Raw genomic sequence first — 15,654 nt, 5'->3', positions numbered from 1 at the left:
GCTAGTTTGTCAAGAAACGAGCCAGAACTGTGGCACCGGTGCAGCCCAACAGCAACAACGGCACCAGGATCAGCCCACGGCGGGCGAAACGACCCCACGGCACGCGGACGCCGGCAGCGCGGCAACGGGACGCCCACAGCAGGGTCGCCAGACTCCCCCACGGCAGGATCAGCGGACCGGCATTGACACCGATCAACAGCACCGCCATCCGGTGCACGGTGTCGGCCAACGGCTCCAAGGCCAGATAAGCAGGCAGGTTGTTGACAACATTCGACCCGACCACGGCCACTGCCCCCAGCCGCAACAGCGCCCATCCGGAGTCACCGTGTCCACCGATCACAGCGAGCAGCCGGCCGAGTCCGTGATCATGGGCGAACTGCACGACCAGGAACAGCGCCGACACCCCGAGCACCAGCTGCCAGGGCAGCAGTTTCCAGGCCAACATCCGGCGATTCCTTACCAGACAGGCGATCACCAACACCGCTGCGCCGACCCCGGCCCCCAGGGTGACATTGACGCCCAGCGCGAAGGCGGGACCCAGACCGGCACAGACGCCCGCCGCAACCACGAACAACACCCGATCCGCGACAGGGTGCCAGCCCGGCATCTCGTACGACCCCGGCAGCGAACGCCGGAAGATCACCGCCAGCGTACCGACGGTGATCAACAACGCGACGGCCGCGGAAGGCCACATCAGCCGGGCGAAGCCGCCGAACGTCCCGACATCGGACGATCCGAACTGATCACTGCGCAGCCAACTCATCGCCAGCAGGTTGGTCAGATTGGACACCGGCAGCAGCAACGAGGCGGTGTTGGCGAGCCAGACCGCGGTGTAGGCGAACAGACCAAGATCAAGATGCAACCGGCGCGCCAGCACCAGCACCACGGGTGTAATCAACACGGCGGTGGTGTCCAGAGACAGCAGCGACGCCGAAACCGCGGCGACCACGACCACCAGCAGCCACAGCACCAGGACCGATCCCCGAGCAAGCCGAGCGGCACCGTAGGCCAGCGCCCGGAAGATCCCGATCATGTCGGCCAGCTCGGCGATCACGGTGATGCACACCAGGAATCCCAGAATGGGTCCGACGCGCGCCGCGAACGCCTCGAGATCCACTCCTGAACCCTACGGCCTGCGTACCGATGGCCAGAAGTTCGCAACGCCCACGGCGCCAGCACTGTGGCAGGCTGGCCGCATGAGTCGGTTACTCGATGGCGAGGAGATCGCCCGGCAGCTGCAGGAGCTTCCAGACTGGAAGCAGGACGGCGATCAGATCGTCGCCGATCTCGAATTCGATGACTTCGGCGCTGCCATGGTTTTCGTCAACCGCACCGCAGAACAAGCTGAAGAGGCAAACCACCATCCCGATATCGATATTCGGTGGAACAAAGTTCACCTGGCGCTGACCAGTCACGACGCAGGCGGTCTGACCCAGCAGGACATCGAGCTGGCGCACCGGATCAGCGAGGGAACCTGAGAGGCAGCAGGGGCTCCCGCGGGAAAAGGCGAATCCCGCTGTGATCAGGCTGTTTCAGAGTGGCGAAGATCACGCTTGGGAACAAATTTGTTGAAGTTGAGGACAGGGCTGTGTTGTCAGGACAAACTAGGCCCTAAGATCGCCGTCACGCGATCAAGCCCCAAGGGGGTCACGCAGGCTCAGTGGCGAGGCCGTTCGGCACTGTCGCCTGCGAACGTCGGAAAGGAAAACGATGAAGTCTTCCCAGATCACCCGTCGTGGTTTTCTGTACAGCTCTGCCATGGTTGCTGGCGCCGCGGCGCTTGCTGCCTGCTCGTCCGGTGGTGGTAACACCACCAATCCCGGAAACAACGCTTCGAGTGGCGCCTCTGCCGGCGCCTCCAATGCGAAGGGTTCGGCTCTGAAGCCACTGCCGAAGCCGGCCAAATTCCAGCAAGCGCCGAACATCGACTCGAGCCTTCCGTCGGTCGAGCAGCGGCTGCCGGACAACCCGTACGTCATCCCGCACAACTGGGTCAAGCCGGGCAAGTACGGCGGCCGCCTCAACATGAACACCGTGTCCACCCAGGGGGCTGCGAAGGCCGACTCCGACCGGGAGTTCTACTACGGCAACGGCTGGCTCCGCTGGCTCAACGACGGCGAGGCGATCGGTCCCGGCCTGGTCGAGACCTGGGAGTCCAACGACGACGCATCGGAGTGGACGCTGAACTTTCGCAAGGGTGTCAAGTGGTCCGACGGGACGCCGCTGACCATGGACGACGTGATGTTCTGGTGGGAGGGCTTCATCCTGCCGGAGAAGATGGCCCAGACGCCGCCCGATGAGTGCCGCTCCGGCAAGGGTACGCTGGCCAAGCTCACCGCGGTCGACGACACCACGCTGAAGATGACCTTCGACGCACCGGCGCCGCTGACCGCCGACCGACTGGCCATGTGGGCCGGCGGCAACATCGGGAATAACGGCCCGATCCGGATCATGCCGAGCAAGTACCTCAAGCAGTTCTACCCTGCCGGCAAGATCGGGACCGGTAAGAACATCCCGTCCGACTGGGACAGCGTCGGCGGCCTGATGCAGGAGAAGGCCGACTGGCACCGCAACCCCGATTGCCCGACCCTGATCGGCTACAAGTGCAAGTCATTCGACAACAACAAGGGCGTCGTCCTGGAGCGGAATCCCTACTACTGGTGCGTCATGCCCAACGGCGACCAGCTGCCCTACATCGACGAGGTCCAGTTCAGCGTCGTAACCGACCCCGAGGCCGGCAAGCTGCAGGTCCAGCAGGGTGCTGTCGACTTCTGCCACGGCAACTTCAACAGCATCACCCTCAGTGACGTCCAGGGACTGCGGGACAGCGGTGCTAAGGCCAACACCCAGGTGGTGCTGTGGGACAGCGGCTCGGGCACAGGATCGATCTTCTTCTTCAACTACGACTACATCGACGACGACATCCGCGCCGTCATCCAAAATCCGAAGTTCCGTCAGGCTGTCTCGCACGCCTTCAATCGCGATGCCGTCCAGAAGGCGATCTACTTCAACACGGGCGAGAAGACGACCGGCACCCTGAGCCCGAAGGCCAAGGAGTACATCGTCAATGACACCGGTAAGGCGGCGTACAAGTCCTGGCGGGATTCCTACGTGGAATACAACCCGGACAAGGCCAAGCAGCTCCTCGACTCGATCGGGGTCAAGGCAGGATCGGACGGGGTCCGTACGCTGCCGAACGGCAAGCCGCTCAAGCTGCGACTGGACTACCAGGCCGACGAGGACGACGAGCACAAGGGCAAGGACAACCACCTGGTTGCCGACCTCAAGGCGATCGGCCTCAACATGATCATGAATCCGATCCCGCCGCAGAGCTACGACGACCAGTGGAAGTCGGGCAAGCTGATGTCGCACAGCGACTGGGAGGTCGGCGACGGCCCCAACCACCTCGTCTACCCGCAGTGGCTGGTGCCGCTGGAATACACCCGATGGGCTCCGCTGGAGGGCCAGTGGTACCAGCAGCTGGGCACCAAGACCAACAGCACCGAGACCAACGTCAATCCGTGGAAGCGCCATCCACCGCGGATGCTGCCGGACAAGAACGGTCCGATCCAGAAGCTCTGGGATCTCTACAACCAGTCCAAGGTCGAGCCGGACGAGATGAAGCGCGACCAGCTAGTCTGGGACATGATCAAGATCCATGTTTCCGACGGCCCGTTCTTCCAGGGCACGGTCGCCAACTACCCGCAGGTCGAGGTCGTCAAAAAGGACCTGAAGAACTTCCCACTCAAGGAAAACCTTCAGCAGGGCGGTTTCGTCAATCCCTGGACGCACCCCGTGCCTGCGGTCTACGACCCGGAGACGTGGTACTGGGACAACCCGGACCAGCACAACACGTAGAAGTCAGGCGTCTGTCTCGTTCGGATAGGACTTTCCAGTGCTGGTATTCATCATTCGCAGGTTGGCCTATGCCGTCCTGACGGTTGTCGCGGTCTCGTTCATCGCGTTCTTCATCATCGAGCTCGCTCCCGGATCCGCGTTGACCGAGGAGTTCGCTCGGCTGCGGGCCCAAGGTGCAGAGGTCAGTGGCGCCCAGATCGAGGCCATGGAAAAGCAATACGGGATCAACGACCCGTGGATCGTGAAGTACTGGAAGTGGGTGAGCGGCCTGGCCCATGGCAACATGGGCCAGTCGTTCCTTTACCACGAGCCAGTGAGTCAGCTGATCGGGAGCCGGCTGGCGCTCTCGGTCGCGCTGAGCTTCGGCGCGATCATCGTGGCCTGGGCGATCGCGATCCCGGTCGGGGTGTTCTCGGCCACCCACCGCTACACGATCCCCGACTACATCATCACCGTCATCCAGTTCGTTGGTGTGGCCATCCCGGAATTCCTGTTGGCCCTGGGCGTGATGGTGGCGGCGGTGAAGTGGTTCGGGCTTCAAGTGGGCGGCCTGTTCGACACGCAGTACCTCAACGCGCCCTGGAGTATGGCCAGATTCGGGGACATGGTGTCCCATCTGTGGATGCCACTGGCGGTGATCGCGGTCGGTAGTACGGCCTGGTTGACCCGCGTGATGCGGGCCAACCTCTTTGATGTGCTCGGCCAGCAGTACGTCCAGACCGCCCGTGCCAAAGGCGTACCGGAGCGTCGGGTGATCTGGAAACACGCCGTCCGCAACGCTCTGCACCCGTTGGTGATGACCTTCGGTACGACGCTCGGCGCGTTGATCTCGGGCGAGGCGATCGTCTCGATCGTCTTCGCCCTGCCGACAACCGGCCAGGCGCTGGTGCAGACCTTGATCAGCAAGGACACCTACGTCGCAGCGACGCTGCTGACGTTGCTGTCCGTGCTGCTCGTCGTCGGCAACCTGATCTCCGACATCGCGCTCGCCTGGATCGACCCGCGGGTCAAGGTCACGGACTAGGAGTCTGATCATGAGCCAACTCGCAGAGCTCGAAACCACGGACCTGATGCCCGACGATGACCGGGCCGCGCTCGCACCGGAACAGAGCGGGATCGGGGAGGTTTCCCAGACCCGCCTGATGATCCGCCGGTTCCGCAAGAGCAAGCTCGCGGTGATCAGCGGGATTATCCTGATCATCATGTATCTGGGGGCGGTCTTCGCGCCGTTTCTGTCCCCCAACGATCCGGCCCAGGTCGACGCGAACTACAAGTTCTCCAAGCCGAGTCACCTGACGCTCAACGGCGGTCCGGGGATCTGCCAGGTCAAGCAAGTGATCGATCCGGTCACGATCAGCAGCCACTACGTCACGGACTGCAACAACGCGATCCCACTGCGCTTCTTCGGCAGAGGCTTCGAATACAAGCTGTTCGGCCTGATTCCGACCGATCGGCACCTGGTGACCGTCGACAAGGGAAAACTGCTGCTCTTCGGCGCCGACAGCCAGGGCCGTGACATCGCCAGCCGGATGGTCTACGGATCCAGGGTGTCGATGACCATCGGCGTCCTGGGCGTGATCATCGCCACGATCCTAGGCTCGGTCATCGGTACCGTCTCCGGCTACGTCCGGGGTCCGACCGACACGGTGATCCAGCGGGTGATCGAGATCATCATGTCGATCCCGCAGCTGCCGCTGTGGGCGACAATGGCTGCGGTGATGCCGCCGAACATGTCGGTGACCGGCCGATATTTCCTGATGACGATCATCCTGTCATTGGTAACCTGGACCGGTCTGGCCAGACAGGTACGCGGCAAGGTGATGTCCTACGCGAACGCCGACTACGTGAATGCCGCCAAGTCCGCGGGATCGTCGGGCAGCCGGATCGTCCTGACCCACCTGGTGCCCAACGCGGCCAGCCACATCGTCGCGGTGTCGATGTTGGCGGTGCCGACTGCGATTCTCGCCGAGACCGCACTGTCCTTCCTCGGCATCGGCATGCTCGACCCGGCGATCAGCTGGGGCGTACTGCTCCAGGACGCGTCCAAGATCGACGTCCTACAGCAATACCCCTGGGTGCTGATCCCTGCGCTGGCCGTGATCTTGTGTGTCACCTGTTTCCAACTTCTCGGTGACGGTGTCCGCGATGCCGTCGACCCGTACAGCTGATCATGGGACACCACGTGCTGAAAGACATATGGATGGACGGTCGAACCAATGACGGGAGAAACTGATGACTGACGGCCCCACCGACACGATCGTTTCGGTGAAGGATCTCGAGGTCGAATTCCCGACCAGTCTGGGCGTCGTACGCGCTCTCAACGGCGTCAACTTCGACATCCCGCGAGGCAAGGTGATCGGGATCGTGGGCGAGAGCGGGTGCGGCAAGAGCGTGACAGCCCGGGCGATCATGCAGATCATCGAGCGTCCCGGCAGGATCACCGGAGGCTCGATCGAGTTCCATCGCAAGGGCAGCGAGGCCGCCGCCGACGAGTTGCTCAGCGAGCCGGAGGACAAGGACGCGGCCACCCGCTCCGGCGGGGTCGACATCGCCAAGCTGGATCCGAACAGCCGCGGTATGCGGGCGATCCGCGGTGCCGAGATCGCGATGATCTTCCAGGAGCCGATGACTTCGCTGAATCCTGTCTACACCGTCGGTTCGCAGATCGAGGAAGCGATCCTGCTGCACCAGACCGACGACAAGCAGCAGGCCAAGGCGCAGGCCGTTGACATGCTGCGGCAGGTCGGGATGCCGAATCCGGAGCGGATCGCCACCTCCTACCCGCACGAGTTGTCGGGCGGCATGCGGCAGCGGGCCATGATCGCGATGGCGCTGTCCTGCCACCCGGCGCTGCTGATCGCTGACGAGCCGACGACCGCGCTCGATGTCACCACCGAGGCACAGATCCTGTCCTTGATGCGGGATCTGAAGTCCGAGATCGGGATGTCGATCATGTTCATCACGCACAGCATGGGTGTGGTCGCCCAGCTGTGCGACGAGGTGATCGTAATGTATCTCGGCCGGGTGGTGGAGCGGGCCTCGGTCGACGAGATCTTCTACAACCCCAAGCATCCCTACACCCGCTCGCTGTTGCGGTCGATCCCCAGGATCGGCGCCCAGCGGCAGGAGAAGCTGGAGGTGATCAAGGGGTCGATCCCGGATCCCTACACCCGATTGCCCGGATGCACGTTCCACCCACGGTGCCCCGATTACATGGACGGTGTCTGCAACACGATCATCCCCGCCGAAACGCTGTTGGCCGGCCCGACGCTGCACACCGTGCGGTGCCATCTGTACTCCGACAACAACGAGGGCGAACCGGATCCCTTGGCCACCGAAGGAGCAAGCGCGGGCGGCCAGGCAACAGATCAGGCGGACAAGCAACCGGCGGCCGCGTCCGCGCTGAAGGCATGAGCGGGAGGCATGAGATGACCCAGACCACGACAGAACAGGCCACCGACATCTCCGACCAGGGGCAGGGCACGCCCGAATCGGCCGAGCACAAGCCGCTCCTGGAGGTCACGGATCTCAAGAAGCACTTTCCGATCCGGGGCGGACTGCTCCGCCGCGAGATCGGCACGGTGAAGGCCGTCGACGGTGTCAACCTGTCGGTCAACCGGGGCGAGACGCTGGCCATCGTCGGCGAGTCCGGCTGTGGCAAGAGCACCACCGGCCGGGCCATTCTGCGGCTGGAGGAGCCGACCGGCGGCGAGATCGTCTTCCATGATTCCGAGCTCGGGGCAGTCAACGTCGAGAGCGCAGATCGGCAGACCATGGCCAGGATCCGGCCGAAGATGCAGATCATCTTTCAGGACCCGTTCGCCTCGCTGGATTCGCGGATGACCGTCGGCCGGGTGATCGCCGAACCACTGGTGATCAACAAAGTCCTGCAGGGCAAGGCGTTGCGGGACCGCGTCGCCGAGCTGCTGGTCGAGGTCGGGCTCAGGCCCGAGCACGCCAGCCGGTATCCGCACGCCTTCTCCGGCGGCCAACGCCAGCGCATCGGCATTGCCCGGGCGATCGCGCTCAACCCCGATCTGATCGTCTGCGACGAGCCGGTGTCGGCACTCGACGTGTCGGTCCAGGCGCAGGTGATCAACCTGATGGAGGATCTCCAGTCACGGCTCGGCCTGACCTACATGTTCATCTCCCACGACCTGTCGGTGGTCGAGCACATCTCCGACCGGGTCGCGGTGATGTATGTCGGCCGGGTGGTCGAGATCGGCACCACCGCGGATCTCTTCTACAATCCCAAGCACCCCTACACCGAGGCGCTGTTGCAGGCGGTGCCGCAGCCCGATCCACGGAACCGGCTGGAGGTCGTACCCCTCAAGGGTGATGTGCCCAGTCCGGCGTCGCCACCCTCGGGATGCTATTTCCACACCCGGTGCCCCTACGCCCAGCCGATCTGCTCGGAGGAGACCCCGCCGCTGCGGGAGGTCAAGGTCGACGGCAAGGCGACCGGTCATCAGGCGGCCTGCCACTTCTCCGACGAGCTGAAGCTCAAGGGCGCCGTCGTATCGTCCATCGAGACCGTGCCGCAAACGGCATCGGCATCCCAAGCAGCAGGAGCACCAAGCGCGTGACCAGCGAACGTACCGAGCGACCGCGATTCACCGGGGTCAACACCTTCGGCGAGAAACTCGGCCGCTATGAGTTCAGATACCCGTCCGACTGGATCGTCGACGATCTCGAGGACGATCGCGACGGTGTGATCATGCGCCCGGTCGAGGAGGACCAGGACACTTACTTCGCCGTCTGGGTGAACGATCTCGAGGTGGCCGTCGTCGCCGAGGATCTGCCCGATCTGCGCGAGGGCTTCGAAGCCGGCCTCGAGCAGCTCAACGCCCGCGACATCGAGAAGGCCGACGACCAGAACTACAACAACATCGTCAAGCTCGAACGGACCTTCACCTTCGAGCAGGACGGGGCGCTGCGCAAGCGCCGGGTCTGGGCCCTGTACGCCGACCGCTGGCAGTATCTGGTCGTCTTCCAGGGCTCGTCGGTCGAGGAGTATCACTACTGGCTGCCGATGGGCAATTACTGCTTCACGGCCTTCAAGCTGCCGCAGGCTCTCTGGTTCGCCACCGACCCTGCGCTGAGCGGCGCTCCCGAGCAGAAAGGCTGACCGCCGCGAGCGGGGTGGTCAGTCTTCGAAGGCCTCGGGCGGGGGGCAGGAGCAGACCAGGTTCCGGTCGCCGTAGACGCCGTCGATCCGGCCCACAGGCGGCCAGTACTTGTCCTGGGCGCCGGAGGCGATCGGTCCCCGGTGTACGCCGAACGGGTAGGCGGCGGCGGTACGGCTGTACGGGTGCGTCCACTCGTCGGCCATCACCACGGCCGCGGTATGCGGCGCGTTGTGCAGCGGGTTGTCGTCGGCCGGCCACTCCCCGGCGCCGACCCTGTCCGCCTCCTGGCGGATCGCGATCATCGCGTCGATGAAGCGGTCGACCTCGTCCAGATCCTCGGACTCGGTCGGCTCGACCATCAGCGTGCCGGCGACCGGGAAGCTCATCGTCGGCGCGTGGAATCCGTAGTCGATGAGCCGCTTCGCGACGTCGTCGACGGTGACGCCGGTCTGCCTGGTCAGCGGCCGCAGATCGAGGATGCATTCGTGCGCGACCAGGCCGCCGTGGCCGGTGTAGAGCACGGGGTAGTGCTCCCCCAGCCGGGCCGCGATGTAGTTGGCCGACAGCACGGCCTGCACAGTCGCCCGGGTCAGTCCCTCAGCGCCCATCATGGCGATGTAGGCGGCACTGATCGCCAGGATCCCGGCCGAGCCGTACGGCGCAGCGGACACCGACTTCGGGATGAACGGCACCAGGTGCTCGGCGACGCCGATCGGCCCGACCCCGGGACCGCCGCCGCCGTGCGGGATGCAGAAGGTCTTGTGCAGATTGAGGTGACTGACATCGCCACCGAACCGGCCGTACTGCGCCAGGCCGAGCAGCGCGTTGAAGTTCGCGCCGTCGATGTAGACCTGACCGCCGGCATCGTGCACGTCAGCACAGATCTGGGAGATTCCGTCCTCGTAGGCCCCGTGGGTCGACGGGTAGGTGATCATGATCCCGGCCAGCTGATCGCGGTTCGCGTCGATCTTGGCGGCAAGATCATCGCGGGAGATCGAGCCATCCGGATTCGCCTTCACCACAAGGACTTTCAGCCCCGCCATGGCGGCCGAGGCAGCATTCGTGCCGTGCGCCGATGACGGGATCAACATCACCCGGCGCTGATCATCGCCACGGCTCCGGTGGTAGGCATGAATGGCCAGCAGTCCGGCGAATTCGCCCTGGCTGCCGGCATTCGGCTGGACCGACACCTTCGCATAACCGGTCGCCTCGGCAAGCCAGCTCTCCAGGGTGGAGATCAACTCGAGGTAGCCCTGGGCATCGTCGTCGGGCGCGAAGGGATGCAGGTTGGCGAAGCCGTCGTAGGAGATCGGCTCCATCTCCGCGGTCGCATTCAGCTTCATCGTGCACGAGCCGAGCGGGATCATGCCCCGGTCCAGCGCGTAGTCGCGATCGGACAGCGCCCGCAGGTAGCGCAGCATCGACGTCTCGTTGTGGTGGCTGGTGAAGACCGGGTGGGTCAGGAAGTCACTGCTCCGCTCGGATCCCGCCAGGTCGCCCCAGTGCTCACCCGAGAGCTCGCCGCCCCCGAACGCCGCGCGAACCGCCCGCAGATCATCACCGGTGGTGTCCTCACCGACCGCGATCCCGACATGATCATCGTCGATCAGCCGCAAGTGCACACCGCGTTCCCGGGCGGCTGCGACGATCGTCCTGCCCCGGCCCGGCGCCGTCACCTGCACGGTGTCGAAGAACGACTGGTGATCGACCTCGACTCCGTCCAGCGACCGCAGGTCGGCGGCCAGTGCGGTGGCGTCGCCGTGGATCCTACGGGCGATCGCCCGCAGGCCGTAGGGGCCGTGGTAGGTCGCGTACATCGCCGCGACCACGGCCAGCAGCACCTGTGCCGTACAGATGTTGGAAGTCGCTTTCTCGCGGCGGATGTGCTGCTCACGGGTCTGCAGGGCAAGCCGGAAGGCCGGCGCACCCTGCGAGTCCACCGAGGCGCCGACCAGCCGACCGGGCAGCGAACGCTCGAGCCCGGAGCGGACGGACATGAAGCCCGCATGCGGGCCACCGTAGAAGAGCGGCACACCGAAGCGCTGGCTTGACCCGACCGCGACATCGGCGCCCCACTCCCCTGGCGGGGTCGTCAGGGTCAGCGCCATCAGGTCGCAGGCCGCGATCACCAACCCACCCTTGGCGTGGGTGGCGTCGGCGATCTCCCGCAGTGCCGCGGTGCCGAGCAGAGCGCCGCTGGTCCCCGGGGTCTGCACGACAACGCCGAAAAGATCATGGTCGGCGATCGCATCCAGCAGCGGCCCGTCGGCGACGACCACCTCGATCCCCAGGCCCTCGGCGCGGGTCCGGGTGACCGCGACCGTCTGGGGCAGAATGTCGGCGTCCATGACCAGGACCGAGCCGTGTTTGGTATTCCGGCGTGCCAGCGCGGCGGCCTCGGCGACCGCGGTCGCCTCGTCCAGCAGGCTGGCGCCGGCGATCGGCAGCGCGGTCAGGTCTTCGATCATGGTCTGGAAATTGATCAGCGCCTCCAGCCGGCCCTGGCTGATCTCCGGCTGGTAGGGCGTGTATGCGGTGTACCAGGCCGGGTCCTCCAACACGTTGCGGCGGATCACCGGCGGCGTGACGGTGCCGTGGTAGCCGAGTCCGATCATCGCGCGGCGCGGTTTGTTCCGGGCGGCGAGATCACGCAGCCAGGCCAGGGCCTCGGTCTCGGTCAGCGCCGGCGGAAGCCTGAGGTCGCCTTGCAGCCGGATACCGCCCGGGATCGCGCGCTCGACCAGCTCCTCGGTCGTCGACAGGCCGAGCGTCTTGAGCATGACCGCGGTCTGGTCGGTGTCCGGGCCGATATGGCGATCGACGAACGCGGCGGATCCGAGCGCGGCGGCCGGGGTGGCGTCGACTTCCGATCCGGAAGCCGATCGAGTGGCTGCTTGAGGTGCCGATTCAACTGTCATGGGAGCCGGTGATCCTTCGTGACGAGTCGGTGGATGGCGGCACACCTGATCGGTAGGCCGTCTCCCCTCTGTCACCTCAGGAGGCTCCAGATCGCCCGTCGTCCGCGGTCCTTGGTGCCTGAGAGGTTCCGGGGAGGTTGCCCCTTCGGCGCCATCCACCGGGGATGGACTCTCGCGCGTCGACGTCCAGCGCGCTCAGCTTACCCGACGGACCACCGGATCCACGGCAGCAGGCCGGCGGCCCCGATCGATGAGACTCAGCCGGCGGCGCGGGCGCGGCGACGCCGGGACAACTCGTCGTCGGCCGCCTTCAGCGCCGCCTCGGTCTCGTCGTCGTGCTCGGCCACCTCGGCACGCTCCACCGGCAGCGTCGCCAGCGAGCCCTCGATGTCCTTCCAGACCCCGCCAAGGGCGATCCCGAAGACACCCTGGCCGCCGCGGAGCAGATCGATCACCTCGTCGTCGGAGGTGCATTCGAAGACCGAGACGCCGTCGCTCATCAGCGTCACCTCGGAGAGATCGTTGACGCCACGGGCACGCAGGTGCTCGATGGCCGTACGGATCTGGTTCAGTGAGATACCGGCGTCGATCAGTCGCTTGATCACCTTGAGGATCAAGATGTCGCGGAAGCTGTAGAGCCGCTGGCTGCCCGAGCCGCTGGCACCGCGGATCTCGGGAGTGACCAGGCCGGTACGCGCCCAGTAGTCCAGCTGCCGGTAGGTGATGCCGACGACACTGCAGGCCACCGGCCCGCGAAAGCCGCGGTCGCTCGGAAGCGGTGCGAAATCACCCTCGAAGAGCAGGTCCTGGGCCTCGCCCATCGGCAGGGTGGGTTGATCAGCCGACTCGGCCGTACGTCCCTTGCTTGTCACCGGTGCCTCCCAGGCAGGACTCTCATCGAGGTAATTCCATGCTGTGGATTACCTCTAAGAACCTACGACCAGCCGTCGCCGAGGGTCAACGACACGCCGGGACGGTGCCCGGACGGCCGCTGTCCCTCAACCTCAACTTGAGGGCCGCCGCACAAGGCGAGCATATGGATCTTCGGGGGGCTCGGAGCATCCACACGCTCGCCCTGTGCCGGCCGAACCGCTGTGGATGACCCGGCGCTGTACCTCCCAGGGTCGCTGAGAATGACGAGATGTCTGCGTGGAAGGAACAACTGGCACGCGCTGTCCGTCCGGAGTCGTATGCGACCCTCCTGTCGAGGGATATCAATCAAAGTGCCTTGCGATCCACCCGCTGGCGGCGCGTCAGCCGCGGATATTACGTCCCGGCGACTGCAGGTCTGACCACAGTCGCCTCCGACGACCCGGATCGTCCGGACTCAGTGCGGCTGTCAACCGCGCAACGCATCCTCGACGTGACATCACTGATGCCTGAGGGCTCCGCCGTGGGCACGTGGGCGGCGGCATACCTCTTCGGCGTCGATTGGCTTGACGGGCTGGACCCGCACACCATGGCCGAGCAGGAGCTGGTGCTCATTTCCCCGGAAGTACGCCGCCGTTCCACTGCAGGCATCAGCTATCGCCGGTCCCAACTGACCGGCCAGGACACCGTCGTCCGCGACGACGTCCGAATCACCTCGCCGGCTCGCACGGCATTCGACGGCACCCGCCGGGCCACCTCGCTGGAGGAGGCAGTCGTGTTCCTGGACTCGATGCTCGCGTTCGGCTGCGTCTCAGTTCCGCAACTGCTGGCCTACGCAGTCACCCATCGGACCTGGACAGGAGTCGAGCAGGCTGAACGTGCGACCGCACTCGCACGCAGAGGCGTACGCAGCGGTTGGGAAACCCGGGCGCGGATGTCCTGGAGATTCGATGCCGGTCTCCCGGACCCACTGGTCAACATGCCGATCTTCGGGCCGTCGGAGGAACTTCTGGGCATCGCAGACCTGTTCGACCCTCAATCCGGGCTGGTCGGAGAATTCGACGGCGGGCAGCATCGCACGGCCGAGCAGCACCGAAAGGACAATATCCGCGAGGAGAAACTCGAGTCAGCGAACCTGGTCGTTGTCCGATGTGACAAGACCGACATCCGGCGACACCGGAACCAGCTCATCCGTCGATGGCAGGACGGCTACCGGCGCGGACAACGCCGGAACCGCGCTCTGGACACCTGGACCCTCGAGCAGCCCTCTTGGTGGCGACGGCACCACTGGTAATAGAAGGCGAGCGTATGGATCTTGGCGAGGCTCTGAACATCCACACGCTCGCCCTCTGTGGCGGCGTTCCCTATGAACCTGGGGATCAGGACCTCAGGGATCAGGGCCCCAGCGATCAAGGGTGGTCCGGGCCACCGGTGACGAAGTCGTCCGGGTTGACCTGGTCGAGGAACTCCCGGAATTTCGCCACCTCGGTATCGGAGTCCAGCGTCTCCTCCGGTTCGTCGGTGCCGTCCTCCTCGGGCATCAGCACACCGGCCTCGTCGAGGACGTCCTCGGCACAGTAGATCTCGCAACCGGCCCGCAGGGCGATGGCGATCGCGTCCGAGGAGCGGGAGCTGATCTCGACGCCGTCGATCACCAGCACCGCATAAAAGGTGCCGCCGGAGAGTTCGGTGATGTGAACCTCCGACAGCGTGTGTCCGAGGCCGGACAGCAAGTCGACGATCAGGTCATGGGTCAGCGGGCGCGGCGGCACGACGCCCTCCTGGGCGTTGGCGATCGCCGAGGCCTCACCGGCGCCGATCCAGATCGGCAGGTATCGGGCCCCGCCGACCTCTCGCAGCAGGACCATGGGCGAGTTCGACGGCATTTCCACTCGCACACCGACCACATCGAGTTCTGGCATACGACCACAGTACGTCGCCGACGCCCGGTGCGAACACGGCCCCAGCCGAGTTTGATGATCACGTAACAACCCCATCCGGCCACTGCAGGGCCGTTACCGCTCCATGCCCGTACGGATCAGTGCAGCGTGCACGCCGATCACCAGCTGGGTCACCTCAGCCGCCACGTCGCCCTGGCCGTCCTTCACCCGCGCGCGGGTGTGCGGGGCGATCGCCTGCTCGACCAGTCCGATCTCCCGGTCCGCCGCGAGTTTGAAGGCCCGCAGATGCCGGCTGTCGATCCCGTAGACGGCCAGCCTTCGGGCGGCCACTGCGATGGCCAGCGCCTCCCGGCCGTAGTACTGGGTGCCACGGCGCGGGACGATCACCTGGATCGACTCCAACTCCGTCAGCGCCGCCTCGGTCAGGCCGCTAGCCTCCAGCAGGTCGGCGCGGGACAGCCGGAGCTGCCGCGGCGGCTGCCGGGCGCGATCCGCACCGGGCGGTGCGGTGGCGGGTGAGGCGTCTCGCAAGGCGGCCGGCGGTACGCCGGCCGAGGTCGCCTGGGGACCGGTCGGACCCTGCCCTTTCGTCGTCGCACTCCGCGGACCGTTCGGCACCGCGGACACCGCGGGCGGCGCAACCAGCGGCGCCTGCACCGCCTCGGGCGCGCCGCCGTCACGGCGCACACTCGGGTCGAGTCCACGGTCCAGCTGCTCGAGGTGGTCGCGGATCACTTTCAACGGCAGGTACTGCGTCTTCTGTACGCGCAGGATGTAGCGGAGGCGCTCGACATCGGACGGCCGATAGCGGCGATATCCGGACGGCGCTCGCTCCGGGGCCAGCAACCCGACGCTTTCCAGAAAACGGATCTTGGAGATCGAGATGTCGGGAAACTCGGATTTCAACGAGGCGAGCACCTGACCGATACTCCGCAGCGTCGAATTCGCAGCCATACGGTGGTCGGCGCCCCCTCCGGT

At 65.5% G+C, this 15,654-nt stretch carries 13 protein-coding genes and 1 riboswitch; of the genes, 8 read left to right on the top strand and 5 right to left on the bottom strand.

Annotated features, from left to right (window positions below):
* Window position 1: 1 nt before the first annotated feature.
* The gene (locus IEY07_RS04405) at window positions 2-1,066 is read right to left on the bottom strand and encodes an ArsB/NhaD family transporter (protein ID WP_229669709.1); all 1,065 of its coding nucleotides are present in this window, start codon (window positions 1,064-1,066) and stop codon (window positions 2-4) included.
* 13 nt (window positions 1,067-1,079) lie between these two features.
* On the opposite strand from IEY07_RS04405, the gene IEY07_RS04400 reads away from it, so the two are divergent.
* From IEY07_RS04400 to IEY07_RS04370, 7 genes are all read left to right on the top strand, one after another.
* The gene (locus IEY07_RS04400; RefSeq protein ID WP_229669708.1) at window positions 1,080-1,478 is read left to right on the top strand and encodes a 4a-hydroxytetrahydrobiopterin dehydratase; all 399 of its coding nucleotides are present in this window, start codon (window positions 1,080-1,082) and stop codon (window positions 1,476-1,478) included.
* Between the two features lie 232 nt (window positions 1,479-1,710).
* Window positions 1,711-3,858, top strand: a complete 2,148-nt coding sequence (locus tag IEY07_RS04395; protein WP_188893969.1) for an ABC transporter substrate-binding protein — start codon at window positions 1,711-1,713, stop codon at window positions 3,856-3,858.
* Between the two features lie 37 nt (window positions 3,859-3,895).
* A complete protein-coding gene (locus tag IEY07_RS04390; RefSeq protein WP_188893968.1) occupies window positions 3,896-4,882 on the top strand; it encodes an ABC transporter permease in 987 nt (328 codons plus the stop codon).
* 10 nt (window positions 4,883-4,892) lie between these two features.
* On the top strand, window positions 4,893-6,026 hold the full coding sequence (locus IEY07_RS04385) for an ABC transporter permease (RefSeq protein WP_229669707.1): 1,134 nt from the start codon (window positions 4,893-4,895) through the stop codon (window positions 6,024-6,026).
* Window positions 6,027-6,090: 64 nt separating this feature from the next.
* Window positions 6,091-7,272 carry an ABC transporter ATP-binding protein gene (locus tag IEY07_RS04380; RefSeq protein ID WP_188893967.1) on the top strand — a complete coding sequence of 394 codons (1,182 nt, stop codon included), beginning with the start codon at window positions 6,091-6,093 and terminating at the stop codon, window positions 7,270-7,272.
* Between the two features lie 14 nt (window positions 7,273-7,286).
* Window positions 7,287-8,444, top strand: a complete 1,158-nt coding sequence (locus IEY07_RS04375) for an ABC transporter ATP-binding protein (RefSeq protein ID WP_188893966.1) — start codon at window positions 7,287-7,289, stop codon at window positions 8,442-8,444.
* Window positions 8,441-8,986: a hypothetical protein gene (locus IEY07_RS04370; RefSeq protein ID WP_188893965.1), complete on the top strand. Its 546-nt coding sequence runs from the start codon at window positions 8,441-8,443 to the stop codon at window positions 8,984-8,986. The genes IEY07_RS04375 and IEY07_RS04370 overlap by 4 nt, the downstream gene beginning before the upstream one ends.
* 18 nt (window positions 8,987-9,004) lie before the next feature.
* Here the strand turns inward: IEY07_RS04370 and gcvP are convergent, their stop codons facing one another.
* On the bottom strand, window positions 9,005-11,905 hold the full coding sequence (gene gcvP, locus IEY07_RS04365; protein ID WP_188893964.1) for an aminomethyl-transferring glycine dehydrogenase: 2,901 nt from the start codon (window positions 11,903-11,905) through the stop codon (window positions 9,005-9,007).
* A 95-nt stretch (window positions 11,906-12,000) separates the two neighbouring features.
* Window positions 12,001-12,092, bottom strand: a riboswitch (glycine riboswitch).
* Between the two features lie 70 nt (window positions 12,093-12,162).
* The gene (locus IEY07_RS04360) at window positions 12,163-12,726 is read right to left on the bottom strand and encodes a MerR family transcriptional regulator (RefSeq protein ID WP_188894414.1); all 564 of its coding nucleotides are present in this window, start codon (window positions 12,724-12,726) and stop codon (window positions 12,163-12,165) included.
* A gap of 554 nt (window positions 12,727-13,280) precedes the next feature.
* On the opposite strand from IEY07_RS04360, the gene IEY07_RS04355 reads away from it, so the two are divergent.
* Entirely contained in the window at window positions 13,281-14,069 is a 789-nt protein-coding gene (locus IEY07_RS04355) for a putative endonuclease domain-containing protein (RefSeq protein WP_188893963.1), read from the top strand.
* A gap of 115 nt (window positions 14,070-14,184) precedes the next feature.
* On the opposite strand, the gene IEY07_RS04350 is transcribed toward IEY07_RS04355, so the two are convergent.
* Both IEY07_RS04350 and ftsR read right to left on the bottom strand, forming a co-directional pair.
* Entirely contained in the window at window positions 14,185-14,697 is a 513-nt protein-coding gene (locus IEY07_RS04350; RefSeq protein WP_188893962.1) for a bifunctional nuclease family protein, read from the bottom strand.
* 93 nt (window positions 14,698-14,790) lie between these two features.
* The gene (gene ftsR, locus IEY07_RS04345; protein ID WP_188893961.1) at window positions 14,791-15,630 is read right to left on the bottom strand and encodes a transcriptional regulator FtsR; all 840 of its coding nucleotides are present in this window, start codon (window positions 15,628-15,630) and stop codon (window positions 14,791-14,793) included.
* Window positions 15,631-15,654: the final 24 nt, after the last annotated feature.

Source organism: Microlunatus endophyticus (assembly GCF_014646195.1).
GTDB classification, from domain to species: Bacteria; Actinomycetota; Actinomycetes; order Propionibacteriales; family Propionibacteriaceae; genus Microlunatus; species Microlunatus endophyticus.
This window is presented reverse-complemented; position numbering and strand designations above follow the sequence as displayed.

Coding starts and splice junctions, on each gene's coding strand:
- IEY07_RS04400 (WP_229669708.1), top strand. CDS start 1,080: ATGGGTCCGACGCGCGCCGCGAACGCCTCGAGATCCACTCCTGAACCC.
- IEY07_RS04350 (WP_188893962.1), bottom strand. CDS start 14,697: ATGCCAGAACTCGATGTGGTCGGTGTGCGAGTGGAAATGCCGTCGAAC.
- IEY07_RS04385 (WP_229669707.1), top strand. CDS start 4,893: ATGAGCCAACTCGCAGAGCTCGAAACCACGGACCTGATGCCCGACGAT.
- IEY07_RS04355 (WP_188893963.1), top strand. CDS start 13,281: ATGCCTGAGGGCTCCGCCGTGGGCACGTGGGCGGCGGCATACCTCTTC.
- IEY07_RS04375 (WP_188893966.1), top strand. CDS start 7,287: ATGACCCAGACCACGACAGAACAGGCCACCGACATCTCCGACCAGGGG.
- IEY07_RS04380 (WP_188893967.1), top strand. CDS start 6,091: ATGACTGACGGCCCCACCGACACGATCGTTTCGGTGAAGGATCTCGAG.
- gcvP (WP_188893964.1), bottom strand. CDS start 11,905: ATGACAGTTGAATCGGCACCTCAAGCAGCCACTCGATCGGCTTCCGGA.
- IEY07_RS04360 (WP_188894414.1), bottom strand. CDS start 12,726: ATGGGCGAGGCCCAGGACCTGCTCTTCGAGGGTGATTTCGCACCGCTT.
- IEY07_RS04395 (WP_188893969.1), top strand. CDS start 1,711: ATGAAGTCTTCCCAGATCACCCGTCGTGGTTTTCTGTACAGCTCTGCC.
- ftsR (WP_188893961.1), bottom strand. CDS start 15,630: ATGGCTGCGAATTCGACGCTGCGGAGTATCGGTCAGGTGCTCGCCTCG.